This window comes from Thauera humireducens, from assembly GCF_001051995.2.
GTDB classification, from domain to species: Bacteria; Pseudomonadota; Gammaproteobacteria; order Burkholderiales; family Rhodocyclaceae; genus Thauera; species Thauera humireducens.
Map to the genome: position 1 here is coordinate 2,522,695 of NZ_CP014646.1, position 24,731 is coordinate 2,547,425.

A 24,731-nucleotide genomic window follows, 5' to 3' on the forward strand; every position below is an offset into this window, starting at 1 on the left:
AAAACGTCTCATGGGTTCGATCACTCGAACTCGATGATGACCTCGTCCACCGACAGGCTGGCGCCCGGCTTGGCGACGATCTTCTTGACCTTGCCGTCCTGCTCGGCCCGGAGCAGGTTCTCCATCTTCATCGCCTCGATGACGGCGAGCTTCTCGCCCGCCTTCACTTCCTGACCTTCGGCCACAGCGATCTCGCGCAGCAGGCCCGGCATCGGCGACAGCAGGAACTTCGACATGTCGGGCGGCAGCTTCGCGGGCATCAGCGACAGCAGGTGCGCGGCACGCACCGTCATCACCATCGGCTCGACCTGCAGGCCGAAGTGCGAGATGCGGTAGCGCAGGCCGCGACGCTCGATCTGCAGGCCGATTGGCGCGCCATTGACGGTGCCGCTGAACAGCAGGTCGCCGAACTTCCAGTCGGAGACGATGTTGTAGGTCCTGCCCTCATGGGAGACGGCGAGCCCGCCTTCAATCGGCTGGGTGCTCATCGCGTACTGCTTGCCGCCCATGACCACCACCCACTCGCTGGCGACCTTGCGGCCGTGGCCGGCAAGCTGGCCCTCGATCTGCACCGCGCGCTCGATGTAGCGCATGCGGGCGAAGGTGGCGACGGCGGCGAGCAGCGCCGGATCGTCGTGCGGCACCATCGAGGCGTCGAAGCCCTGCGGATACTCCTCGGCGATGAAGCCGGTGTTGAAGTTGCCCGAGCAGAAGCGCGGGTGCTGCAGCAGCGCGGCCTGGAAGGGAATGTTGGAGCTGATGCCACGGATCACGAAGTGGTTCAGCGCGTCGCGCATGCGCTCGATGGCCTGCTGGCGGTCCTTGCCGTGCACGATGAGCTTGGCGATCATCGAGTCGTAGTACATCGAGATCTCGCCGCCTTCATACACGCCGGTGTCGACGCGCACCTGGCCCGGGACCTCCTGCGGTGCCTGGAACTTCACCAGACGACCGGTGGAAGGCAGGAAGCCGCGGAACGGGTCTTCGGCGTTGATGCGGCACTCCATCGACCAGCCGTCGATCTTCACGTCGGCCTGGGTGAGCGGCAGCTTCTCGCCGTAAGCGACGCGGATCATCTGCTCGACGAGGTCGAGGCCGGTGATCAGCTCGGTGACCGGGTGCTCGACCTGCAGGCGGGTGTTCATCTCCAGGAAGTAGAACTCCTTGGTCGCGCCGCTGACCACGAACTCGACCGTACCGGCCGACTCGTAGTTCACCGCGCGTGCCAGCGCCACGGCCTGCTCGCCCATCGCCTTGCGCATCGCCGGATCGACGAAGGGGCTCGGCGCCTCCTCGATGACCTTCTGGTGACGGCGCTGGATCGAGCAGTCGCGCTCGTTCAGATAGACGTAGTTGCCATGCGAGTCGCCCAGCACCTGGATCTCGATGTGGCGCGGCTCGAGCACGTACTTCTCGATGAAGACGCGGTCGTCGCCGAAGGCGTTCTTCGCTTCATTGACGCAGGAGGCGAAGCCCTCGTGGGCCTCCTTGTCGTTGAAGGCCACGCGCAGCCCCTTGCCGCCACCGCCGGCGGAGGCCTTGATCATCACCGGATAGCCGATCTTCTTCGCGATCTCGACGGCCTCGTCGGGTCCCGCGATCGCGTCGTTGTAGCCGGGGATGGTGTTCACGCCCGCTTCGATCGCCAGCTTCTTGGACTCGATCTTGTCGCCCATCTTGGCGACCGAGTAGTGCTTCGGGCCGATGAACTTGATGCCTTCCTCTTCCAGGCGGCGCGAGAACTCCGCGTTCTCCGACAGGAAGCCGTAGCCCGGGTGCACCGCTTCGGCGCCGGTCTGCTTGCAGGCGGCGATGATCTTGTCCATCACCAGGTAGGACTCTTTGGACGGCGCCGGGCCGATGCACACCGCCTCGTCGGCCATCTCGACGAACAGCGCGTCCTTGTCCGCTTCCGAATGCACGGCGACGGTCTTGATGCCCATCTTGCGGGCGGTCTTGATGACGCGGCAGGCGATCTCGCCGCGGTTTGCAATCAGGATCTTCTTGAACATGTATGTATTCCTCGTGCGCGGATCAGAGCGGGATGTTGCCGTGCTTGCGCCACGGGTTTTCCAGTTCCTTGTCCTTGAGCATCGCCAGCGAACGGCACACGCGCTTGCGGGTCTCGTGCGGCATGATCACGTCGTCGATGAAGCCACGCGCGCCGGCCACGAAGGGGTTGGCGAAGCGGCGCTTGTACTCGGCCTCGCGCTCGGCGATCTTGGCCGGGTCGTTCTTTTCCTCGCGGAAGATGATCTCCACCGCACCCTTCGGCCCCATCACCGCGATCTCGGCGCTCGGCCAGGCGAAGTTGACGTCGCCGCGCAGATGCTTGGACGACATCACGTCGTAGGCGCCGCCGTAGGCCTTGCGGGTGATGAGGGTGACCTTCGGCACGGTGCATTCGGCGTAGGCGTACAGCAGCTTGGCGCCGTGCTTGATGATGCCGCCGTATTCCTGCGCGGTGCCGGGCATGAAGCCGGGGACGTCGACCAGCGTGACGACCGGGATGTTGAAGGCGTCGCAGAAGCGCACGAAGCGCGCGGCCTTGATCGAGCTCTTGATGTCCAGGCAGCCGGCCAGCACCAGCGGCTGGTTGGCGACGATACCCACCGGGGCGCCTTCCATGCGCGCGAAACCGATGATGATGTTCCTGGCGTAGTCCGGCTGCAGTTCGAAGAAGTCGCCGTCATCGACCATCTTGATGATCAGCTCCTTCATGTCGTACGGCTGGTTGGGGTTGTCCGGCACCAGGGTATCGAGCGAGTAATCCAGACGGTCGGCCGGATCGACGCAGGGCACGACCGGCGGCTTCTCGCGGTTGCTGGCGGGGATGAAGCCGACCAGGCGGCGGGTCATCATCAGCGCCTCGACGTCGTTCTCGAACGCGAGGTCGGCCACGCCCGACTTGCTCGTGTGGGTGACGGCACCGCCCAGTTCCTCGGCGGTCACTTCCTCGTGGGTCACGGTCTTCACCACTTCCGGACCGGTCACGAACATGTAGGACGAGTCCTTGACCATGAAGATGAAGTCGGTCATCGACGGCGAATACACCGCGCCGCCGGCGCACGGCCCCATGATCAGCGAGATCTGCGGCACCACGCCCGAGGCCAGCACGTTGCGCTGGAACACGTCGGCGTAGCCGCCCAGCGAATCCACGCCTTCCTGGATGCGCGCACCGCCCGAGTCGTTGAGGCCGATCACCGGCGCGCCGACCTTCATCGCGTGGTCCATGACCTTGCAGATCTTCTCGGCGTGGGTCTCGGACAGCGAGCCGCCGAACACGGTGAAGTCCTGCGAGAACACGAACACCAGACGGCCATTGATCGTGCCGTAACCCACCACCACGCCGTCACCCGGAATGTGGTCGGCGTTCATGCCGAACTCGTTGCAGCGGTGCTCCTTGAACATGTCCCATTCTTCAAAGCTGTCGTCGTCGAGCAGCAACTGGATACGTTCGCGCGCGGTGAGCTTGCCCTTGGCGTGCTGAGCGTCGATGCGCTTCTGGCCACCACCGAGGCGGGCCTTCTCGCGCTTCTCCTCCAGCTGACGAATGATGTCGTGCATTGATGATCTCCTGTCAGATCCTGGGATTGTCGGCCCGCGACCGGCACGGGCCCTTGATGTGATTCATAGATGGCCGAGCAGGCGCAATGCGGCGATCGAGGGCGTGGTGCTGCCCTCTTCCACCGCCCGCGCCAGCGCCGGCAGTTCGTCCTTCACCTGTGGATGGCTGCGGAAACGGCTGCGCAGTCCGGAATCGATCAGTTCCCACATCCAGGCCAGCGCCTGGTGGCGGCGCTTGGCGTCGAGTTCGCCCGACGCGGTCAGCGCCTTGCGGTAAGCCATCACCGTGTTCCAGAACTCGGCGATGCCTTCCTTCCTCAGCGCCGACAGCGTCAGCACCGGCACGGTCCAGTTCGGACTTGCCGGACGCAGCATGTGCAGCGCGGTCTTGATCTGCGACTTGGCGCGCATCGCCGCCGCGGGATCGATGTCGGCCTTGTTGATGACGATCAGGTCGGCGATCTCCATGATCCCCTTCTTGATCGCCTGCAGGTCGTCACCGGCGTTGGGCAGCTGCAGCAGGCAGAAGATGTCGGCCATGCCGGCCACCGCCGTTTCGCTCTGACCCACGCCGACGGTCTCGATGATGATGACGTCGAAGCCCGCGGCCTCGCACACCAGCATCGACTCCCGCGTCTTCTCGGCCACGCCGCCCAGGCTGCAGGCCGAAGGGCTCGGGCGGATGAAGGCGCCGGTGTTCTGGCTGAGCAGCTCCATGCGCGTCTTGTCGCCGAGGATGGAGCCGCCCGTCACCGACGAGGACGGGTCCACCGCCAGCACGGCCACGCGCAGGCCCTGCTCGATCAGGTACAGCCCGAGCGCCTCGATGAAGGTCGACTTGCCCACGCCGGGCACGCCGGAAATGCCCACCCGCATGGCACCGCCGGTATGCGGCAGCAGCGCCTCGAGCACGCGCTGGGCACGCAGCTTGTGGTCCTCGCGCTGCGATTCGACCAGCGTGATGGTCTTGGCCAGCGGTCGCAACTGACGCGCAAGCACGCCCTCGACGAGGCTGCGGTCGGCGGCATCGAGCTCGGGTTGCGCTACGGACGGGAGTTCGGGTCTGTTCATCGGCATCGGGACACGGATTGCGCGGTGTGGCGCACGACCCCGCACGGCGGACGCACCGCACGGGGCCGGGAATGGCGCGAACTCAAGCGGCCTTGCGCGCGGCGCGGATCTGCTTCAGCACTTCGCGCGCGGCGGCCGGGATCGGCGTGCCGGGGCCGAAGATGCCCTTGGCGCCAGCGGCGTACAGCGTGTCGTAGTCCTGGGCCGGAATCACGCCACCGACGAAGGTGATGATGTCGTCGGCGCCGAGGCGCTTGAGCTCATTGACGATCTGCGGCACCAGCGTCTTGTGACCGGCGGCAAGGCTGGAGCAGCCGACCGCGTGGACGTCGTTCTCGACCGCGTGGCGGGCGGCTTCTTCCGGGGTCTGGAAGAGCGGGCCGATGTCGATGTCGAAACCGAGGTCGGCAAAGGCCGAAGCCACCACCTTGGCGCCGCGGTCGTGGCCGTCCTGGCCGAGCTTGGCGATCATCACGCGCGGGCGGCGACCCTCTTCGGCGACGAAGGCTTCGATGTCGGCCTTCAGGGCCTTCCAGTCTTCCTGTTCTTCCACAACCGCTCCATACACGCCGGACACGGCTTGCGGGTTGGCACGATAGCGGCCGAAGACGACCTCGAGCGCGTCGGACACCTCGCCCACGGTGGCGCGCAGGCGGATGGCCTTGACGGTCAGGTCCAGCAGGTTGCCCTGGCCGGTCTTCGCGCATTCGGTCAGTGCCGCCAGTGCAGCGTCGACCGCGGCCTGGTCGCGCATCTTGCGCACGCGCGCGAGGCGCTCGATCTGGGCCTCGCGCACCGCATGGTTGTCGATGTCGAGGATCTCGATCGGATCTTCCTTGGCCAGCTTGTACTTGTTGACGCCGACGATGACGTCCTTGCCCGAATCGATGCGCGCCTGCTTGTCGGCAGCACACTCCTCGACCTTCATCTTGGCCCAGCCGGACTCGACCGCCTTGGTCATGCCGCCCATGGCCTCGATCTCCTCGATCAGCGCCCAGGCCTTGTCGGCCATGTCCTGGGTGAGCTTCTCCATCATGTAGGAACCGGCCCACGGGTCGACGACGTTACAGATGTGGGTCTCTTCCTGGATGATGATCTGGGTGTTGCGCGCGATGCGCGCGGAGAACTCGGTCGGCAGCGCGATCGCTTCGTCGAGCGCGTTGGTGTGCAGCGACTGGGTGCCGCCGAACACCGCCGCCATCGCCTCGATGGTGGTGCGCACGACGTTGTTGTACGGGTCCTGCTCGGTGAGCGACCAGCCCGAGGTCTGCGAGTGCGTGCGCAGCATCATCGACTTGGGGCTCTTCGGGTTGAACTGCTTCATGATGCGCCACCACAGCAGACGCGCGGCGCGCATCTTGGCGATCTCGAGGTAGAAGTTCATGCCCACCGCCCAGAAGAAGGACAGGCGGCCGGCGAAGGTGTCGACGTCCATGCCGCTGGCGATGCCGGTACGCACGTACTCGAGGCCGTCCGCCAGCGTGAACGCCAGTTCGATGGCCTGGTTCGCGCCTGCTTCCTGGATGTGATAGCCGGAGATCGAGATGCTGTTGAACTTCGGCATGTGCTGCGCGGTGTAGCCGAAGATGTCGGCGATGATCTTCATCGACGGGGTGGGCGGATAGATGTAGGTGTTCCGCACCATGAATTCTTTGAGGATGTCGTTCTGGATCGTGCCCGAGAGCTTGTCCTGGCTGACACCCTGCTCCTCGGCGGCGACGATGTAGCCGGCGAGGATGGGCAGCACGGCGCCGTTCATGGTCATCGAGACGGAGATCTTGTCGAGCGGGATGCTGTCGAACAGGATCTTCATGTCTTCGACCGAGTCGATCGCCACGCCGGCCTTGCCGACGTCACCTGTGACGCGCGGATGGTCGGAGTCGTAGCCGCGGTGCGTGGCCAGATCGAAAGCCACCGACACGCCCTGGCCGCCGGCGGCCAGCGCCTTGCGGTAGAAGGCGTTGGACGCCTCGGCCGTCGAGAAGCCGGCGTACTGGCGGATGGTCCACGGCTTGACCGCGTACATGGTGGGTTGCGGACCGCGCAGAAAGGGCTCGAAGCCCGGCAGCGTATCGGCATGCTTGAGACCCTCGGTGTCGGCCTTGGTGTACAGCGGCTTGACCGTCAGGCCTTCGGGCGTGATCCAGTTGAGCTTCTCGACATCACCCCCGGGGGAATGCTTGGCGGCGGCTTTGTTCCAGGCCTCGAGATCGGGCTGGGGATAGGTCGGCTCGTTGGCGTTCGACATGGAAACCTCTTGGCATCAGGCGCCGCTGGCGCGGCAGTTCAATTTCGACATCAGGTCACGACGGCATCGTCTGGCGGCGCCGGCCGTCTTGCACAGACGGACCCGCTACACGCCCGGACGGCGACGAAACCGCCCGTGGCGTGCTGCCACGAGCGGTCGTCGACGCTCCGTCACGCCGCGCGGCCCCTCTCCTGTTCGCCGGGCTGTCGCCCGACGCCTCCCACGCCGCGCAGCGCGAAGGAAGTTGACTTGTTGCATCGACAAAATAATACTTTATCCATAATTATGAACGCAATCCTTACCGACAGTGCAGAAATGACGGCCCACGGATTCAGACAGGCGCGCCCTGCTCACACCACACCTTGCTCATGAACGCATCCCGCATCGCTCCCCTCGCCCTGTACCAGGAAGTCGCCGAACGCCTGCGCGAACGGATCTTTTCGCACGAACTCCCCCCGGGCACCTGGGTGGACGAGCAGGCGCTGGCCGAGCAGTACGGAATCTCGCGCACGCCGCTGCGCGAGGCGCTCAAGGTTCTGGCCTCGGAAGGCCTCGTGACGCTCAAGCCGCGCCGCGGCTGTTACGTGACCGAGATCTCCGAACGGGATCTCGACGAGGTGTTCAGCGTGATGTCGATGCTGGAAGGCGAGTGCGCGCGCGCGAGCACGGAGCACGCCAGCAAGGCCGACCTGGAGCGCCTGCAGGCCATCCATGTCGATCTGGAGAAGGCTGCCGCGGCAAACGACATCAATGGCTTCTTCGAGGCCAACCAGGCCTTCCACCACGCGATCCAGGAAATCGCCGACAACCGCTGGCTGCTGCACGTCATCGAGGACCTGCGCAAGGTCATCAAGCTGTCGCGCCACCATTCGCTGTTCTCGGAGGGGCGGCTGGAGCAGTCACTGGCGGAACACCGTGGCATCCTCGACGCCCTGCTCGCCCGCGACCCCGCGGCGGCCGAGGCGCGCATGCGCGAGCACATCCGCAGCGGTCGCCAGGCACTGGCGCGGATCGCCAAGACACGCGCTGCCTGACCGCCCTCGAGCCCCTCAGGCCGGTACGGCAGCGGTCCTCGCTTCGCTCGCGCCCTCGCGCGTCACCAGCACCTGGTCGATGCGGTAATTGTCGATGTCGACAACCTCGAACTTGTAGCCCTCGTACACCACGAAATCGGTCCGCTTGGGCACCTTGCGCAGGCGGTACATCAGGAAGCCAGCCACCGTCTCGTAGTTCTGGAAGCCTTCGAACACCTCGATGTCGAGCGCCTGCATCACGTCCTCGATCGGCGTGACGCCGTCGATCAGCCAGGAGTTGTCGTCACGGCGCACGATCAGCTCCTCCTGGAAGGGGCTGACGAGGTCGCCCATCACCGTGTTCATGACGTCCTGCAGCGAAAGCAGCCCCACCACCAGGGCATACTCGTTGATGACGAGAGCGAAGTCCTCCTTCGCGTCGCGGAAGCGCTCGAGCGCCTCGAACAGCGTCAGCGAGTCGGGCAGCATCAGGATCTTGCGCACGATGGGCTGGGTGCGCAGCGACAAGTCCTGTCCCTGCACGATCCGCGGCAGGATGTCCTTCGCGTCGACATAACCGATCACGCTGTCGATGCCATCCTCGCAGACCGGGAACTTGCCATGCGGGTGCTCGGCGATCTTGCGCCGGATGCTCTCCTCGGACTCGGACAAGGTCAGGAAGACGATGCTCTCGCGCGCGGTCATCGCCGACGGCACGATGCGCGCGTCCAGCTCGAAGACATTGCTGATCAGATACTGCTCCTGGCGCAGCAGCGCACCGGTCTGCGCCCCGGCATCAGCCATCGCGACGATGTCGGCCGCGGTGATGTCCTCGGTGCGCTTGCTCGGCACCTTGAGCCAGCGGAACAGGAGGTCGGCCACGCTGCTGAAGACCCACACGAGCGGCGCGAAGATCCACATGCAGATCTGCATTGGCCGCACGACGCCGACGGCGATGCGCTCGGGCTGCACCATCGCCAGGCGCTTGGGCATCAGGTCGGCAAAGAGCACGAACAGCGAGGTCACGAACACGAAGGACAGCACGAAGCTCAGCGTACCGAGCAAGGGGCCGTCGTAGAGCGGCCGCAGCAGGTCGGCGACATGGGGCGACAACGCCTGCTCGCCGACGATGCCGCCGAGGATGGCCACCGCGTTGAGACCGATCTGCACCACGGTGAAGAAGTTGCCCGGACTGTCCTGCAGGGCGAGTACGCGCTGCGCGTTCGTGTGTCCGCCCTCGGCCATCAGGCGCAGCTTGATCTTGCGCGAGGCGGCGAGCGAGATCTCCGACATCGAGAAAAAGGCACTGACTGCAATCAGCAGCAGGATGATGAACAACTGATCGAGCAACACAAGGACTCCTTTGGGATGGGGCCCGCCGGAAGGCAAAACCGCAGGACAACACCCCGGAGTCTATCACTTCGCCATTTCGGCCCCACCGCCCCCGCGTTGCCGGCCCCTGCCGGACGAAAGGAAAAACCCCGCCGGACATCGCTGTCGGGCGGGGTTCTCGATGAATGCCGCGGGGTGGCAAACCACCTCGCGGCGATACGGCGATCAGTGCGAGGCCGCGGTAGCCGCCCCGACGCCCGTCTGGGCGCGCACGTACTGGTCCTCGAAGGCTTCGATCTCGGCCTTCGCCGCGGTGCTGCTGTCCATCTTCGACACCAGGATGGTGGCGAGGAAGGCGATCGGCATCGAGAACAGCGCAGGCTGGGTATAGGGGAAGATCGCCGAGGTGAAGCCGAGCACGTCAACCCACACCGACTTCGACAGCAGGACGAAAGTCACCGCGCTGAAGAGACCCAGGTAGCCGCCGGCCAGCGCGCCCTTGGTGGTCAGCCCCTTCCAGTACATCGACAGGATCAGCACCGGGAAGTTGGCCGAAGCCGCCACACCGAAGGCCAACGCGACCATGAACGCGATGTTCATCTTCTCGAAGGCCATGCCCAGCAGCACCGCCACGACGCCGAGGCAGATGGTGGCGTACTTGGACACGCGCAGCTCCTTCGCCTCGTCCGCCTTGCCCTTCATGATCACGCGCGAGTAGATGTCGTGCGAGATCGCCGAGGCTCCCGCCAGCGCCAGACCCGCCACCACCGCGAGGATGGTCGCGAAGGCCACGGCCGACAGGAAGCCGAGCAGCAGGTTGCCGCCGACCGCATTGGCCAGGTGCATGGCGATCATGTTGCCGCCGCCGACGACCTTGCCGCCGATCTCGCCGCCTTCGAAGAACTGCGGGTTCTGGCCGACGATGATGATCGCGCACAGACCCATGATGGCGATGACGTTGAAGAAGTAGGCCACGATGCCCGAAGCATAGAGCACCGACTTGCGAGCTTCCTTGGCGTCGGTCACGGTGAAGAAGCGCATCAGGATGTGCGGCAGGCCTGCGGTACCGAACATCAGGCCCAGACCGAGCGAGATGGCGGTGACCGGATCGGCGAGCAGGCTGCCCGGGTTCAGCAGCTTCTCGCCCAGCTTGTGCACTTCCATCGCGCGGTTGGTCAGTTCCTCGAAGCTGAAGTTGAACTCGCTGAAGGCCAGCACGCCCACAGCCGTGCCGCCGATCAGCAGCATGCAGGCCTTGATGATCTGCACCCAGGTGGTGGCGACCATGCCGCCGAAGGTGACATAGACCATCATCAGCGCGCCGACGACGACCAGCGCGACGTTGTAGTCCAGGCCGAACAGCAGCTTGATCAGCTGGCCGGCACCGACCATCTGTGCCACCAGGTAGAAGCACACCACGGTCAGCGAGCTGATTGCCGCCATCGTGCGCACCTTGCCCTGGTTGAGGCGGTAGGCGGTGATGTCGGCGAAGGTGAACTTGCCCAGGTTGCGCAGGCGCTCGGCCATCAGGAACAGGATGATCGGCCAGCCGACGAAGAAGGACAGCATGTAGATGTAGGCATCGACGCCCTGCATGTACATCATCGCCGTCAGACCCAGCAGCGTGGCGGCCGACATGTAGTCACCCGCGATGGCAAGGCCGTTCTGGAAACCGGTGATGCCACCCCCGGCCGTGTAGAAATCAGATGCCGACTTGGTGCGGCTGGCCGCCCAGTAGGTGATCCCCAGGGTCAGCAGCACGAACACGAAGAACATCGCGATCGCGTGCAGGTTGAGCGGCTGCTTCTGCATCGCGTCCATCGCGGGGCCGGCTGCAAGCACGGGCACCGAAACGGCGAGCGACAGCAGGCCCGCGCCGAGGCGGGATACGAGTTTGCTGTTCATCATTTTTCCGCCTTCCATGCAGCCTGGACGAGTTCCTTGTTGATGTCGTCGAATTCGCCGTTGGCGCGACGCACATACACCAGGGTCAGGACCCAGAAGAAGATGAACTGCAGCAGGCCGGCGAGGATACCGAAGGTCAGGTTGCTGCCCTCGAACAGGCGCTTGCCGATCAGCTCGGGCGCGAAGGCCACGAGCAGCACGAAGCCATAGAAAACCACCAGCACGACGGCCGCGAGCAGGCCTGCAAAGCGGGTGCGCTTGGCCACCAGTTCCGCAAAGCGCGGATTGCGCCTGATGTGCGCATAGACAGAGCTAGACACTTTCTCCCTCCTCAAGGAAAAGCAACGTTGAAAACGCCACCCCTCCACCCTCCTTTTTCCGACGAGCCGTCTGACGCAGCCGTTCGGATTAATGAATGATATATCATCGATAAGACTCCATACATGTCCGTATGGAAATTTTTTATCTTTTTATCCAGAAACCGCATGGAATCAAAGATTGCGTTCGACCTCGCCGACGGCATCGCCACCGTCACCCTGCACAATCCGGGCAAGCTCAACGCGGTCAACGCCGCGATGTGGCGTGGCCTCTCCGCCGCGCTGCGACGCGTCGCCGACACCCCGGAGGTACGCTGCGTGATCCTGCGCGGCGCCGGCGAGGAGGCCTTCGCGGCCGGCGGCGACATCGAGGAGTTCCTGACCGTGCGTGCCACGGTGGAGGATGCCCTGCACTATCACGAGGAACTCGTCGCCAATGCGCTGGATGCCATCCGCGACTGCACGGTCCCGACCGTGGCCGCCATTCGCGGCGCCTGCATTGGCGGCGGACTCGAGATCGCCGGCTGCTGCGATATCCGCATCGCCGGCGAATCCTCGCGTTTCGGGGCGCCGATCAACCGCCTGGGCTTCTCGATGTATCCGGGCGAGATGGCCGGCCTGTTGGCGCTGGTCGGCCCCGCGGTGATCCTGGAAATCCTGCTGGAGGGGCGCATCCTGAGCGCGCGCGAGGCGCTGCAGAAGGGCCTGCTGTCGCGTGTGGTCGACGACGAGCAGGTGTTCGACGAGGCTGCTGCCTGTGCAAGGCGCATCTGCGCGGGCGCGCCGCTGGTGGCGCGCTGGCACAAGCAATGGGTGAAGCGGCTGATGACGGGAGCACCGCTCACCGAGGACGAGAAGCGCCAGGCATTCGACTTCCTCGCCACCGAGGACTACCGCGAAGGGCTGGACGCCTTCCTCGCCAAGCGCTCCCCCGTGTTCAAGGGACGCTGAACGGCGCGCCCCGCCCGCCGTCGTGAAGCCGGGGCGGGACGGGAACGGACCGGGTCAGCGCGCGGGGGACGCGCCCGCCTCCCGCAGCGCTTCCTCGAACAGCGCCTTCTTGTCGATCTCGAGCGGCGTCGGCGCCTCGGGCGGGCAGATCGAGGCCGGATCCAGGACTTCCTGCTCCGCGCCGAGTTCGGCCTGGGTCGGCATGTCCTCGCGCGCAACGTCGAGCGCACGCATCAGCGTCCCCATGCCGGCGAGCGTGCGAGCTTGCGCCAGCACGAGATCGTAGCGGGCATTCACGTAAGCACGCCGGGCCTGGAAGTACTCGTTCTCGGTGTCGAGCAGGTCGAGCAGCGTGCGCTGGCCGATGTCGAACTGGCGCCGGTAAGCCTCGCGCGCCTTCTCGATCGACAGCTGGTGCTGGTCGAGATAGCCCAGCTGCTCGCTCAGGCGCTGACTGTCGTTGTAGGCGATGGACAGGGTCTGACGCAGGTCGCGGCAGGCCTTCTCGCGCAGGTCCTTGGACAGGTTCAGCTCATCGGCAGCCTGGCGGATGCGCGCCTGATCCGCACCGCCGCGGTACAGGTTGTAGTTCAGGACGAGTTCGACCACGCCTTCGCGCGTGGTGCCGTTCACACCATCGAGATTGCGATCCACGGCCTGACGGGCACGCAGGTCGAGACGCGGCTGATTGGCCGCCCGACGACTATCCACCTGCGCCTGCCCGGCACGGACGTTTTCCACCGCAGCGTTGAGCGCCGCGTTGGTGCTCAGCGCGGCACGCAAGGCATCCCCCGCCGAAGCCGGAATCAGGCTGGCGCCGATCGATTCGGGCATCGGCGCCAGCGTGTCGGCCGGCGCGGCGCCGACGATGCGCAGGTAGCGCGCGCTGACATCGTGCAGGTTCGACACCTCGGTCAGCAGGTTGGATTCGGCCAGCGCCAGACGGCCGGTCGCCTGCTCCAGATCGACACGCCGGCCGACGCCCGCGTTCGCGCGCTCCGCGATCTGGTCGTGCACCCGCTTGTGCTCGACGTAGTTCTGTTTGGCGAGCGTCACCTGCTCGCGGTAGCGGAGCACGTCGGCGTAGGCACGAACCGCCTCGAGCGCAGCCGACTCCGACGCGTCGACCAGTTCGTGGTAGCGCACCAGCCGGGCATGCCCCAGTCGCTTGACTTCGTTACGTGTGAAGAAGCCGTCGTAGACCATCTGGTTGAGCGACAGCACCGCGCCTCGACGGTTGAAACTCTCGGTCGACTCGCCCGGCTGCCGGAGGCGCTCACGCCCCACGCCGGCAGTCAGATCCACCTGCGGCAGGAAACCGCCGCGGGCGACGTCCTGTTCGGCCTCCGCCGCCCTGAACGCGTTCCAGCGGGCCTGTACCTCGGGGTTCGACACGACGGCCTGGCGCGCGGCATCGCGCAACTGCGGCGGCAACTGCGGCGGCAACTGGGCTGCGGCCAGCGAGGGCAGCACCGCAAGCAGGGCGAGCGACAACAGGGAGCGAAGATTCTGCATGGGTTATTGTTCCTCTGGATGTTCGACAAAGTGCGACCGGCGCCGGCTGACGACACATCTCGTCCACTATTGCTTCGGGGCCGAATAATAGCCCGTCGGCATCGCCCCGACTGCCAACTAGTTATCGGGCAGGCGAACATGTGCGGCGGGCGAACGTCCCGAGCGACAAGCAATGCAGGATAATTCCGGGCACTAAACCCGCGCCCGTCCATGCCTTCACGCCCTCTCGCCCATCGTCCGCCTCCGCCAGCGTCGCCTGCGCTCGCGGCACGGCTGTGCGCGTTGTGCTGCGGCATCGTCGCCTGCGTTGCACTGGCCCTGCCCGAGTTCGACCGCATGCAGCAAGTCGCCGCCCAGCGTTACGGCGAAACCGCTGTGGAGTCGGTCAACGCCTGGCGGCGACTGGTCGGAGAGGCGCGGGATCTGCCCGACGAACAGAAGCTCGCCCGCGTGAACGCCTTCTTCAACGCGCGGGTCAGCTTCGACGACGACCTCCTGGTCTGGCGCACGGCGGACTACTGGGCCACCCCACTCGAGACGCTGGCCCGCAGTGCGGGCGACTGCGAGGACTTCGCCATCGCCAAATACATGACGCTGCGCCTGCTCGGCATTGCCGACGAGCGCCTGCGCCTGATCTACGTGCGCGCCCGCATCGGCGGCGCCAACAGCAGCGTTTCGCAGGCGCACATGGTGCTGGGCTATTTCCCGAGCCCCGCCGACGAGCCGCTCATCCTCGACAACCTCATCCGCGACATCCGGCCCGCGGCACGGCGGCCGGATCTGTTCCCGGTCTTCAGCTTCAACGGCGACGGCCTGTGGGTCGCCGGCGCGCAGCAGTCGTCCGCTGACCCCACCGCTCGCCTGTCGCGCTGGCGCGACGTGCTCGAGCGCGCACGCCAGGAAGGCCTTGCGATCCAGCCATGAACCGACACGACACGCATCCTCACGGAGCCTTTGCCCCATGTCCCTGATCAAGCAACTCTGGCTGGCGATCAGCCTGATCACCTTACTGTCGCTCGGCGGCAGCTTCATCGTCAGCACGCTGTCGGCCCGTCACTACCTGCAGCAGGAACTGGCGGTGAAGAACATGGACAACGCCACCTCGCTGGCGCTGTCGCTGTCGCAGATGCCCAAGGACCCGGTGACCGTCGAACTTCAGATCTCGGCCCAGTTCGATGCAGGGCACTATCGCCAGATCCGCTTGACGAGTCCGACCGGCGAAGTGCTGGTCGAACGCAAGTACGACGGACGAACGGCGAAAGCGCCGCACTGGTTCATGGCGATGGTGCCGATAGAAACCCGTGCCGGCATCGCCCAGGTTCAGGACGGCTGGCGCCAGTTCGGAACGCTGCAGATCGAGACGCACGACCACTACGCCTACGACTCGCTCTGGGCGGCAACCGTGCAACTGCTCTGGTGGTTCCTTGGCGGCGGACTGCTGACGGGACTCATCGGAACACTCGCGCTGAAACTGGTCACCCGCCCCCTCGGACGCATGGTCGAACAGGCGGAGGCCATCGGCAACCGTCGCTTCGTCACCACGCCCGAGCCACGCACCCGGGAGTTTCGCAGCGTTGTTCGCGCCATGAATTCATTGTCCGGACGTATCCACACGATGCTGATCGAGGAATCGCAAAGGCTGGAACAACTACGCCGCCAGACGCAGCATGACGAACTCACCGGCCTGTTCAACCGCTCGCAGTTCCTGAACCAGCTCGATGCCGCCCTGTCTCGCGATGACGCCAACGGATTCATCTACGTCGTTCGCATCTCCAACCTGACCGGGATGAACCAGCTCGCGGGACGTGCGAAGGTGGATGAAGTACTCGTTCATCTCGCCGCCGCGTTACGCACCTTCCCCCTCCCGGCCGACCGGATCGAGCATGGGCGCCTGAATGCATCCGAGGTCGCGCTGCTGACCCTCGGCGAGGACGAGGACAGCATCGCCGCACTCGACACTCTGACCACACAACTGCGCACTCTTGCAGCCAAGGAGCTGCCGGGCGCGGAGCTCCGTGCCGCGGCCGCTCGCTACGCGACCGGCGAGGCCCGCGGCACCCTGCTGGCACGTCTAGATGGCGCACTCGCCGGCGCGGAAGTGGACGGCGCCGCCCACACCGTGTTCGCAAACGCGCACCAACCGCTGCACACCAGCGTGGCCGACTGGCGCCAGGCCATCGTGGATGCCCTGGAACAAGACGGGCTCGCCCTGCATCGCTTTCCGGTGCTCGACCTGGCGGGTCGCGTGATGCATTTCGAGTCCCCCGTCCGCCTCCGAATGGCCGGCCGCTGGCTCAACGCAGGCCAGTTCCTGCCGTGGGCGGCACGCTGCGGCCAGATCGAGCAGATCGATGCGCGCGTGGTCGCAAGCGCGTGTGCCGCACTGGCCGACGACCCGACAGGCCCCGGACTGGCGATCAACCTTTCCACCGAAGCGCTCAGCAGCACCCGGGGCCGCGAGGACTTCATCGCAACCCTGAAGGCCCACCGCCACATCGCGCATCGACTGTGGGTGGACGTGAAGGAAAGCTCCGCCCTGCGCTACCCCATCGAGTTCCGCATGCTCTGCGTTGCGCTGAGCGCGCTCGGCTGCAAGATCGGACTGAAGCACGCCGGCGAGGACGTTGCACGCTTCGCCGAACTGCACGATCTCGGACTCGACTACATCAAGATCAGCGCTGCCTTCATCCGCGACATCGACGCCAACCCGGGCAACCAGGCCCTGGTCCGGGGGGTGTGTACCCTCGCACACTCGATCGGGCTGAAAGTGATTGCCGAAGGCGTCAGCAGTCACGGCGAAGCGTCGGTGCTGGCCGATCTGGGACTGGATGGCATGACCGGCCCCCGGATTGTCGAGAACAGTCGATCCAGCGGCGACGTGTCGCGGGATCCGGCGGGCCAGGCCATGACTTCGCAATAAGCCCGGGGGCGGAGCGCGTCCGCGCAAGCGCCTCCGCGCCTCGCTTTCGGGCCTGCAGGCAGGGGCCCATTCTCGAGCCATCGAGGAACACGATCACGCTTGCGGATGGTAGTCGCATGCGAAAATTCCCTTGTCGGGGCATGGATTCACTCTGCTCGTCGCAGGCCTCCGGCCCGCACTTCACGACGGCGCCTGGTCGCTACACGGACGTCGCGTCCAGCCCCCGGTGCGCATGATCACCATGCGCCATTTCATTCTGAGAGGTTGCCTGACTCGTGGCTGAAGGATCTGCAGCGGACTTTCCGCACACGTCAAAACACCCCGATGTTGCCGGGCCGGCAGCAGATGCAGTGCCCGGCAGATCCGATGATCTGCTCGAATGCCTGCTGCTGGTGGCGCGCGCCCACGGCCGCACGATCACGCGTGACGCAGTGCTCGGCGGACTGCCTGTGGCCGACGAGGGCCTGAAGCCCTCGCTGTTCGAGCGCGCAGCCAGGCGGGCAGGCTTCACCAGCCGCATCGTGAGCAAGCCGCTCGGCGGACTCAACGACGCACTGCTGCCAACCATCCTCCTGCTGCACGGTGACGCGGCCTGCGTGCTGACGGGCTGGAGCGAAGATCGCAGCCACGCCCGCGTGGTCTTCCCCGAACTCGGCGACACGGTGGTCGATCTCCCGGTGCAGGCCTTGCAAGCGCGCCATAGCGGCCGCGCGATCCACGTACGGCCACAGGTGCATTTCGATGCCCGCACCCCGATCGTGCGTGCGCAGCGTGGCAACCACTGGTTCTGGGGCGCGATCATCGAGAACCGCTCGCTGTACCGGGACGTCCTGCTGGCCGCTTTCATGATCAACGTGTTCGCGCTCGGCGTCCCGCTCTTCACCATGAACGTCTACGACCGCGTGGTGCCGAACAACGCGGTGGACACCCTCTGGGTACTCGCCGCAGGCGTCGTGGTCGTGCTGCTCGGCGACCTCGTGCTGCGCACGCTGCGCGGCTACTTCGTCGACCTGGCGGGCAATCGCGCCGACGTGCGGATCTCTGCCCTGATCATGGAGCGGGTGCTCGGCATGCGCATGGAAGAGCGGCCCCCTTCGGCCGGATCCTTTGCGGCCAACCTGCGTGCCTTCGAATCGGTGCGCGACTTCATCGGCTCGGCAACGGTAGTGTCCTTCATCGATGTGCCCTTCGCGCTCGTCTTCCTGGTGGTGATCGGCTGGATCGCATGGCCCATGCTGTTGCCCTTCTTCCTCGGCGTGGCCGTCGTACTGCTCTACGCGCTGAGCGTGCAGCGTCGCATGCACGAGCTGTCGGAGCTGACCTATCGCGCCGGCGCCCAGCGCAACGCCACGCTCATCGAAGGACTGGTCGGACTGGAAACCGTGAAGTCGCTCGGCGCCGAAGCGCCGCTGCAACTCAAGTGGGAGAAAAGCGCCGCGCTGCTCGCACGGGTCGCCGCGCAGTTGCGCCTGTTGTCGGCCACCGCGACCAACGGCACATCGACCGTGCAGCAACTGGTCAACGTGTCCATGATCGTGCTCGGCGTCTATCTGATCAGCCACAACGAATTGTCGATGGGCGGCCTGATCGCCTGCTATCTGCTGTCGTCACGCGCGATGGCGCCGATCGGGCAGGTCGCCGGGCTGCTGATCCAGTACCACAACGCATCCACCGCACTCGAGTCGCTGGACCAGATGATGCTGCGCGAGGTCGAGCGCCCCGAGGGCAGCGCCTTCATCAGCCGCGGCAGCTTTCGCGGCGAGATCGAGTTCCGCGATGTCAGCTTTGCCTACCCGGGACAGCAGACGGAGTCGCTGCGCGCGGTATCCCTGCGCATCCGCCCGGGCGAGCGGGTCGGCATCCTCGGTCGCATCGGCTCGGGGAAGACGACACTGGAGAAACTCATCCTCGGTCTGTACCGGCCGACCGCCGGTTCCGTACTGATCGACGGCATCGATCAGCGCCAGCTCGATCCGGCCGAACTCCGTCGTCACATCGGCTACGTGCAGCAGGACATCACGCTGTTCTACGGCGCGCTGCGCGAGAACATCACCATTGCAGCCCCGCATGCCGACGACGCCGACGTCATTCGCGCCGCGGAAACGGCCGGCATCCTCGACTTCGTCAATTCGCACCCACGCGGCTTCGACATGCTGATCGGCGAACGGGGCGAGTCCCTGTCGGGCGGCCAGCGCCAGGGCGTCGCGATCGCGCGCGCCGTCATCAAGGATCCGCCCATTCTGCTTCTGGACGAGCCGACCGCTTCGATGGACAACTCGAGCGAGGAAGCCATCAAGCGCCGCCTGACCGAATTCGCCCGTCACAAGACCTTGCTCATCGTCACTCACCGCACCTCGCTGCTCGACCTGGTCGATCGCGTCATCGTGCTCGACGGCGGGCGCATCGTCGCCGACGGCCCCAAGGCCCAGGTCGTCGAAGCCTTGCGTCAGGGCCGTATCGGAAGGGGGTCGTGATGGGAGGTATCGAAGAGCGCGCCTTCAAGCGTATTGGGGACCTCGCCGATCGTCCCTCGGGTTTCGGCACCCGTGTTTTTGGCGGGCTGGTATCGCGGCTGGCGTCGATCGAGCGCGACGACAGCCTCGACTGGTCGAGCGACGCTGACTGGGCGCGCTTGCAGCAGGAGCCGCTGCGCGCGCGCGCCCTGCTGCGAGTCGCCGCGGTGGTGGTGATCGTGCTGCTGCTGTGGGCCGCCTTCGCAAAAGTGGATGAAGTCACGCGGGGCGAGGCCAAGGTGAGCCCTTCGCGCCAACTGCAGATCGTGCAGTCGGTCGATGGCGGCGTGGTCGAGAACATCGCGGTGCGCGAAGGCCAGATCGTCGAGACCGGCGACCTGCTCCTGCAGGTAGACCCCACCCGCTTCATGTCCTCGCTGCTGGAGAACCGTGCCGAGTACCTGTCACTCGAGGCCAAGCGCGCGCGACTGGAGGCGCTGACGCAGGGCACGCCGTTCTCGCCGCCGCCGGAGGTCGAACAGGAAGCGCCCGACATCGTCGCGCACGAACGACGGCTCTATGGATCGACCCGCGCCGAAATGGAGGCACAGCTTTCGATCGCCCGCGATCAGCTGCGCCAGCGCGAACAGGAACTGAACGAGGTCCGCGCACGCAATACGCAGGCAAGTCGCGCCTTCGAACTGGCCCAGCAGGAACTGACGGTCACCAAACCGCTGGCCTCGTCGGGCGCGGTTTCCGAGGTCGAACTGCTGCGCCTGGAGCGCGACGTCGCGCGTCTGCGCGGCGAGCGCGAACAGTCGGCGGCGCAGATCTCACGCGTGCAGTCCGCGATCACGGAATCGACGCGCAAGATCCAGGAAATCGAACTGAATGTCCGCAACCAGCTACGGGGCGAACTGTCCGAGACCATGTCCCGCCTCGGCAGCCTGTCGCAGGGCAGCCGGATGCTGGCCGACCGCGTCAAGCACGCCGAGATCCGTTCGCCGGTGCGCGGCACCGTTCAGCGTCTGCTGGTGAATACCGTGGGCGGCGTGGTCCAGCCGGGCAAGGAAGTGGTGGAAATCGTCCCCCTCGACGACGCCCTGATCCTCGAGGCCCGGATCAAGCCGAGCGACATTGCCTTCCTGCGCCCCGGCCAACAGGCACTCGTGAAGTTCTCCGCTTACGACTTCGCCATTTATGGCGGGCTTGAAGCCGAGGTCGAACACATCTCTGCCGACACCGTGATCGATGACAAGGGCAATGCAGCCTATGTCGTTCGCGTCAGGACACACGCGTCGACGCTGGGCGAAAATCTGCCCATCATCCCGGGCATGATGGCCGACGTGGACATCCTCACCGGCAAGAAAACCATCCTTTCCTACCTGCTCAAGCCCGTGCTGCGGGCAAAAGCCAACGCACTGACCGAACGATGAATCGACACATTTTCATGAGCGGCCACTCGCTGGCGGCGGCCCGCTGGCAAGAGGCGATCCCGCACGCGCTGATCGTCGAGTCTGGACGTGGCCTCGGCATCGGCCCGAACGACGTGGTGTGGCTGAGCGCCGAAGTCCCCGATTGGCGTACCCGGATCGTCGATCTGGTCACGCAGAATGGTTGTTGCGTCGTGGTGCTTTCGCTGCAGCCCGACCAGAACGAGGCGATCGCAGCCCTCGAACTGGGCGCTCGCGGTTATGCACATGCGCTCGCCACCCCGACCTTGCTGCGCGAGATCGCCGCGGTGGTGAAGCACGGTGGACTCTGGGTGGGGGAGGATCTGATCGGCAGACTCCTGGGCGCACTGCAGGCACGCTTGCCGGCGGTGCGCAACCACGCACTTGCCGGACTGTCGCAACGCGAACTCGAGGTGGCGCATGCAGTGGCCTCCGGCATGAGCAACAAGGAAGCGGCCCGCGTCCTCGGCGTCACCGAGCGCACGATCAAGGCCCACCTCGGCGCCATCTTCGAAAAACTCGGGGTGCGCGACCGACTTCAACTTGCGCTACGCGTCGGTGCCAGCAAGGTCGAACAAAGTACACGCGTCCCCGCATGACGGCATGAGCGCAGCCTGCCGACCCTGTCCTTCCGTCCAATAGTCGGACTCGTCGGCGCGGGATAGGATCGAATCGTCATCGAATTCCGCACGGCCGCGCCTGCGTCCGCACCATTCCCATTTAGAGGTTTACAATGGCTACCGTCCTTCCTCCCATCGCTACAGTCGTCGCAATCAAGGGGGCAGCGTTTGCCCGTGACGCAGACGGCAATACCCGCCCACTGAAAGCGGGCGACGTGCTCCGTGAAGGCGAAACCATCGTCACCTCGCCCGGCGGTCGCGTCGAACTGGCCATGGCCGACGGCGCACGCCTGGAGATCCCCGACAACCAGACGGTCACCCTCAGCGCAGAGATGGATGACACCATCCGCCCGGGTGCATCCGACGCCGAACTGGCCCTTGGCGATATCGATCGCGTGATCCAGGCACTCGAGCAGGGTGGCGATCTCGGCGAAACGCTCGAAGCGCCTGCGGCCGGCCTGGCGGGCGGCGGCGGGGGCGAGGGCAGCAACTTCGTCCGCCTGCTTCGTATCGCCGAAGGCGTGACGCCCTTGGAATTCGATTTCGGCTTGCTCACGCAGGACGAGACGCCGCTCTTCCTCGGCGCCGCAAACGACGACTCGCCCGAATCTCCAAGCAGTGTGGTGCCGCCGTCGACGGAGAACGTCACCGAAACCATCACGATCACGGTCACCGACACCGTCACGCTCACCGAAACCGTCACGCAGCCGATCACGGACACGGTGAGCGGCATCATCACCGACACGATCACCGGCATCGTCACCCAGACCGTAACGGGTACCGCGCTGACCGAAACGGTGACGTCCGCGACTCTTACCGTCACCGGTACGGCACTGACCGAAACCGTCACCAATGGCACCCAGACCGTCACCGGCACCGCAAACACCGAAACCGTCACCAATGGCACTCAGACGGTCACCGGTACGGCACTGACCGAAACCGTCACCAGCGGCACCCAGACCGTCACCGGCACCGCACTGACCGAAACCATCACCAACGGCACCCAGACCGTCACCGGCACCGCATTGACCGAAACCGTCACCAATGGCACTCAGACGGTCACCGGTACGGCACTGACCGAAACCGTCACCAGCGCCACCCAGACCGTCACCGGCACCGCAGCGACCGAGACCGTCACCAGCGGCACCCAGACCGTCACCGGCACCGCAATGACCGAAACGGTCACCAGCGCCACCCAGACCGTCACTGGAACTGCAGACACCGAAACCGTCACCAGCGCCACCCAGACCGTCACCGGCACGGCGCTCACCGAAACCGTCACCAGCGCCACCCAGACCGTCACCGGCACGGCGCTCACCGAGACCGTCACCAGCGGCACTGAGACCGTCACCGGAACTGCAGACACCGAAACCGTCACCAGCGCCACCCAGACCATCACCGGCACGGCGCTCACCGAGACCGTCACCAGCGGCACCGAGACCGTCACCGGGACCACACTGACCGAAACCGTCACCAGCGCCACCCAGACCATCACCGGCACAGCGCTCACCGAGACCGTCACCAGTGGCACCGAGACCGTCACCGGGACCGCACTGACCGAAACCGTCACCAGCGCCACCCAGACCGTCACCGGCTCCGCACAGACCGAAACGGTAACGAGCGCCACGGAGACAGTGACGGGCACCGCAATGACCGAAACCGTCACCGCGGCCACCGAGACGGTTGCGACCACCACCACCACTCCATTCGCCACGACGGATCATGCCATTCAGCCGGGTGGACCGTCCTACGGCTACATCACTACAGACCGCATCCAGATCAAGTACACGCCCGACGCTGGCCACACCGTCAACACCAATCAAGGGTGGCTGGGTGTCGACAACACGCATATGGAAGGAGGCGAAGCGGTCAACGTCGCCATCACGATGCTGGATGGAACGCCTGCGAACATCCATTCGCTGGTGATGAAGATCGACGGTGCAGGCAAGACCACGACGTTCGACATCACCGTCAATGGCGTAACCACGAGCTACTCAGTGCCAAAGGGCATATCCAGCATCACGATCACTTCTGACACCCCATTCAACGACTTCCGAATCAAACATACGGAAGGCCGATTCCAGATCGGCGGTATTCAGGCCGGCGGCGAACGGGAGATCGCAATCACCCAGACCGTCACCGAGACAGGGACGATGATGACGGAGACCGTCACCAACGGCACCGAAACCATCACCGGTACCACGTTGACCACAACCGTCACCAACGGCACCGAAACCATCACCGGTACTGCATTGACCGACACTGTGACCAGCGGCACCCAGACCGTCACCGGGAGCGCCATGACCGAAACCGTCACCAGCGGCACCGAGACCGTTACGGGCACTGTCTTGACCGAAACCGTTACCAGCGGCACTCAGACAGTCACCGGCACTGCCGCGACCGAAACCGTCACCAGCGGTACCGAGACCATCACGGGCACCGCCCTGACGGACACAGTGACCAGCGGCACCCAGACCGTCACCGGTACCGCCATCACCGAAACCGTGACCAACGGCACCGAAACCGTCACCGGCACCACATTCACCGAAACGGTCACCAGTGCCACCCAGACGGTCACCGGCACGGCCATGACCGAAACCGTTACCAGCGGTACCGAGACCATCACGGGCGCCGCATTGACGGACACGGTGACGAACGGCACCCAGACGGTGACCGGCACCGCCATCACCGAGACCGTCACCAGCGGCACGGACACCGTGACCGGCACCGCGCTGACCGAAACCGTCACCAACGGCACCGAAACCGTCACCGGCACCGCACTGACCGAAACCGTTACCAACGGCACCGAGACCGTCACCGGCACCGCACTGACCGAAACCGTCACCAACGGCACCGAAACCATCACCGGCACCGCACTGACCGAAACCGTCACCAACGGCACCGAGACCATTACCGGCACCGCACTGACCGAGACCGTCACCAACGGCACCGAGACCGTCACCGGCACCGCACTGACCGAGACTGTCACCAACGGTACGGACACGGTGACCGGCACGGCGATGACTGAAACCGTCACCAGCGACACGGAAACCGTGACCGAATACACCGAGACCGTCACCCTCAGCCAATGGACGGAGACGGTGACGCTCGCAACGGCCACGGAAACGATCACCGACACCGCGACCCTGACCGACACCGCGACCGATACGGTACAAAGCCAGACGGTTACGGGCCAGGCGCTTTCCGCAGGCGACGTGCTACCTCAGGACGACGACCTTACCGGGGGCGGCACCGCGGGCGGCGGGAGCGCCGATACGGGCGCAGACGTACTCGCAGCCTTCCAGCCGGACCCGATCAATCAACTGCTGCAAAACACACCGACTGTCGATTGAGCCGCAGTCGGT

General features: G+C 65.4%; 16 protein-coding genes. 8 read left to right on the top strand and 8 right to left on the bottom strand.

Annotation, left to right across the window (positions count from 1 at the left end; translation table 11 throughout):
• Positions 1-20 precede the first annotated feature (20 nt).
• From accC to scpA, 4 genes are all read right to left on the bottom strand, one after another.
• Positions 21-2,012: an acetyl-CoA carboxylase biotin carboxylase subunit gene (gene accC, locus AC731_RS11850; protein ID WP_048706285.1), complete on the bottom strand. Its 1,992-nt coding sequence runs from the start codon at positions 2,010-2,012 to the stop codon at positions 21-23.
• Between the two features lie 22 nt (positions 2,013-2,034).
• Complete coding sequence (locus AC731_RS11855; protein WP_048706289.1) at positions 2,035-3,567, bottom strand: acyl-CoA carboxylase subunit beta; 1,533 nt, start codon at positions 3,565-3,567, stop codon at positions 2,035-2,037.
• Positions 3,568-3,630: 63 nt separating this feature from the next.
• Complete coding sequence (meaB, locus tag AC731_RS11860; protein ID WP_048706290.1) at positions 3,631-4,644, bottom strand: methylmalonyl Co-A mutase-associated GTPase MeaB; 1,014 nt, start codon at positions 4,642-4,644, stop codon at positions 3,631-3,633.
• A 76-nt stretch (positions 4,645-4,720) separates the two neighbouring features.
• Entirely contained in the window at positions 4,721-6,886 is a 2,166-nt protein-coding gene (gene scpA / locus AC731_RS11865; protein WP_004263800.1) for a methylmalonyl-CoA mutase, read from the bottom strand.
• A gap of 368 nt (positions 6,887-7,254) precedes the next feature.
• On the opposite strand from scpA, the gene AC731_RS11870 reads away from it, so the two are divergent.
• Entirely contained in the window at positions 7,255-7,920 is a 666-nt protein-coding gene (locus AC731_RS11870) for a GntR family transcriptional regulator (RefSeq protein ID WP_004263804.1), read from the top strand.
• A gap of 15 nt (positions 7,921-7,935) precedes the next feature.
• On the opposite strand, the gene paeA is transcribed toward AC731_RS11870, so the two are convergent.
• The 3 genes from paeA to AC731_RS11885 form a co-directional block, all read right to left on the bottom strand.
• Entirely contained in the window at positions 7,936-9,252 is a 1,317-nt protein-coding gene (gene paeA, locus AC731_RS11875; protein ID WP_038012104.1) for a polyamine export protein PaeA, read from the bottom strand.
• 204 nt (positions 9,253-9,456) lie between these two features.
• The gene (locus AC731_RS11880; protein WP_048706294.1) at positions 9,457-11,136 is read right to left on the bottom strand and encodes a cation acetate symporter; all 1,680 of its coding nucleotides are present in this window, start codon (positions 11,134-11,136) and stop codon (positions 9,457-9,459) included.
• On the bottom strand, positions 11,136-11,456 hold the full coding sequence (locus AC731_RS11885) for a DUF485 domain-containing protein (protein WP_004263816.1): 321 nt from the start codon (positions 11,454-11,456) through the stop codon (positions 11,136-11,138). The genes AC731_RS11880 and AC731_RS11885 overlap by 1 nt, the downstream gene beginning before the upstream one ends.
• A 165-nt stretch (positions 11,457-11,621) precedes the next feature.
• On the opposite strand from AC731_RS11885, the gene AC731_RS11890 reads away from it, so the two are divergent.
• Positions 11,622-12,404 (top strand): enoyl-CoA hydratase/isomerase family protein, encoded by a 783-nt coding sequence (locus AC731_RS11890; protein ID WP_048706296.1) that lies wholly within the window; start codon positions 11,622-11,624, stop codon positions 12,402-12,404.
• Positions 12,405-12,458: 54 nt separating this feature from the next.
• On the opposite strand, the gene AC731_RS11895 is transcribed toward AC731_RS11890, so the two are convergent.
• A complete protein-coding gene (locus AC731_RS11895; RefSeq protein WP_048706297.1) occupies positions 12,459-13,919 on the bottom strand; it encodes a TolC family outer membrane protein in 1,461 nt (486 codons plus the stop codon).
• A 210-nt stretch (positions 13,920-14,129) separates the two neighbouring features.
• Between AC731_RS11895 and AC731_RS11900 the strand changes: the two genes are divergently transcribed.
• The 6 genes from AC731_RS11900 to AC731_RS20345 all read left to right on the top strand — a co-directional run bounded on the left by AC731_RS11900 (position 14,130) and on the right by AC731_RS20345 (position 24,719).
• On the top strand, positions 14,130-14,843 hold the full coding sequence (locus AC731_RS11900) for a transglutaminase-like cysteine peptidase (RefSeq protein ID WP_232435119.1): 714 nt from the start codon (positions 14,130-14,132) through the stop codon (positions 14,841-14,843).
• 37 nt (positions 14,844-14,880) lie between these two features.
• A complete protein-coding gene (locus tag AC731_RS11905; RefSeq protein WP_048706298.1) occupies positions 14,881-16,839 on the top strand; it encodes a bifunctional diguanylate cyclase/phosphodiesterase in 1,959 nt (652 codons plus the stop codon).
• Positions 16,840-17,189: 350 nt separating this feature from the next.
• Positions 17,190-19,313 (top strand): type I secretion system permease/ATPase, encoded by a 2,124-nt coding sequence (locus AC731_RS11910; RefSeq protein ID WP_156480708.1) that lies wholly within the window; start codon positions 17,190-17,192, stop codon positions 19,311-19,313.
• Positions 19,313-20,728, top strand: coding sequence for an HlyD family type I secretion periplasmic adaptor subunit (locus tag AC731_RS11915; protein WP_004263836.1), 1,416 nt, complete (start codon positions 19,313-19,315; stop codon positions 20,726-20,728). The genes AC731_RS11910 and AC731_RS11915 overlap by 1 nt, the downstream gene beginning before the upstream one ends.
• Positions 20,725-21,345 carry a response regulator transcription factor gene (locus AC731_RS11920; protein ID WP_038012108.1) on the top strand — a complete coding sequence of 207 codons (621 nt, stop codon included), beginning with the start codon at positions 20,725-20,727 and terminating at the stop codon, positions 21,343-21,345. Before AC731_RS11915 ends, AC731_RS11920 begins: the two co-directional genes overlap by 4 nt.
• Positions 21,346-21,479: 134 nt before the next feature.
• Positions 21,480-24,719, top strand: coding sequence for a retention module-containing protein (locus AC731_RS20345; RefSeq protein WP_156480709.1), 3,240 nt, complete (start codon positions 21,480-21,482; stop codon positions 24,717-24,719).
• The last annotated feature ends 12 nt before the right edge of the window (positions 24,720-24,731 follow it).

What these genes read in the sequence shown, in the direction of transcription:
- AC731_RS11895 (WP_048706297.1), bottom strand. Translation starts at nt 13,919, where the DNA reads ATGCAGAATCTTCGCTCCCTGTTGTCGCTCGCCCTGCTTGCGGTGCTG.
- AC731_RS11905 (WP_048706298.1), top strand. Translation starts at nt 14,881, where the DNA reads ATGTCCCTGATCAAGCAACTCTGGCTGGCGATCAGCCTGATCACCTTA.
- AC731_RS11880 (WP_048706294.1), bottom strand. Translation starts at nt 11,136, where the DNA reads ATGAACAGCAAACTCGTATCCCGCCTCGGCGCGGGCCTGCTGTCGCTC.
- AC731_RS11855 (WP_048706289.1), bottom strand. Translation starts at nt 3,567, where the DNA reads ATGCACGACATCATTCGTCAGCTGGAGGAGAAGCGCGAGAAGGCCCGC.
- AC731_RS11900 (WP_232435119.1), top strand. Translation starts at nt 14,130, where the DNA reads ATGCCTTCACGCCCTCTCGCCCATCGTCCGCCTCCGCCAGCGTCGCCT.
- AC731_RS11890 (WP_048706296.1), top strand. Translation starts at nt 11,622, where the DNA reads ATGGAATCAAAGATTGCGTTCGACCTCGCCGACGGCATCGCCACCGTC.
- scpA (WP_004263800.1), bottom strand. Translation starts at nt 6,886, where the DNA reads ATGTCGAACGCCAACGAGCCGACCTATCCCCAGCCCGATCTCGAGGCC.
- accC (WP_048706285.1), bottom strand. Translation starts at nt 2,012, where the DNA reads ATGTTCAAGAAGATCCTGATTGCAAACCGCGGCGAGATCGCCTGCCGC.
- AC731_RS11915 (WP_004263836.1), top strand. Translation starts at nt 19,313, where the DNA reads ATGGGAGGTATCGAAGAGCGCGCCTTCAAGCGTATTGGGGACCTCGCC.
- AC731_RS11870 (WP_004263804.1), top strand. Translation starts at nt 7,255, where the DNA reads ATGAACGCATCCCGCATCGCTCCCCTCGCCCTGTACCAGGAAGTCGCC.
- meaB (WP_048706290.1), bottom strand. Translation starts at nt 4,644, where the DNA reads ATGCCGATGAACAGACCCGAACTCCCGTCCGTAGCGCAACCCGAGCTC.
- AC731_RS11920 (WP_038012108.1), top strand. Translation starts at nt 20,725, where the DNA reads ATGAATCGACACATTTTCATGAGCGGCCACTCGCTGGCGGCGGCCCGC.
- AC731_RS20345 (WP_156480709.1), top strand. Translation starts at nt 21,480, where the DNA reads ATGGCTACCGTCCTTCCTCCCATCGCTACAGTCGTCGCAATCAAGGGG.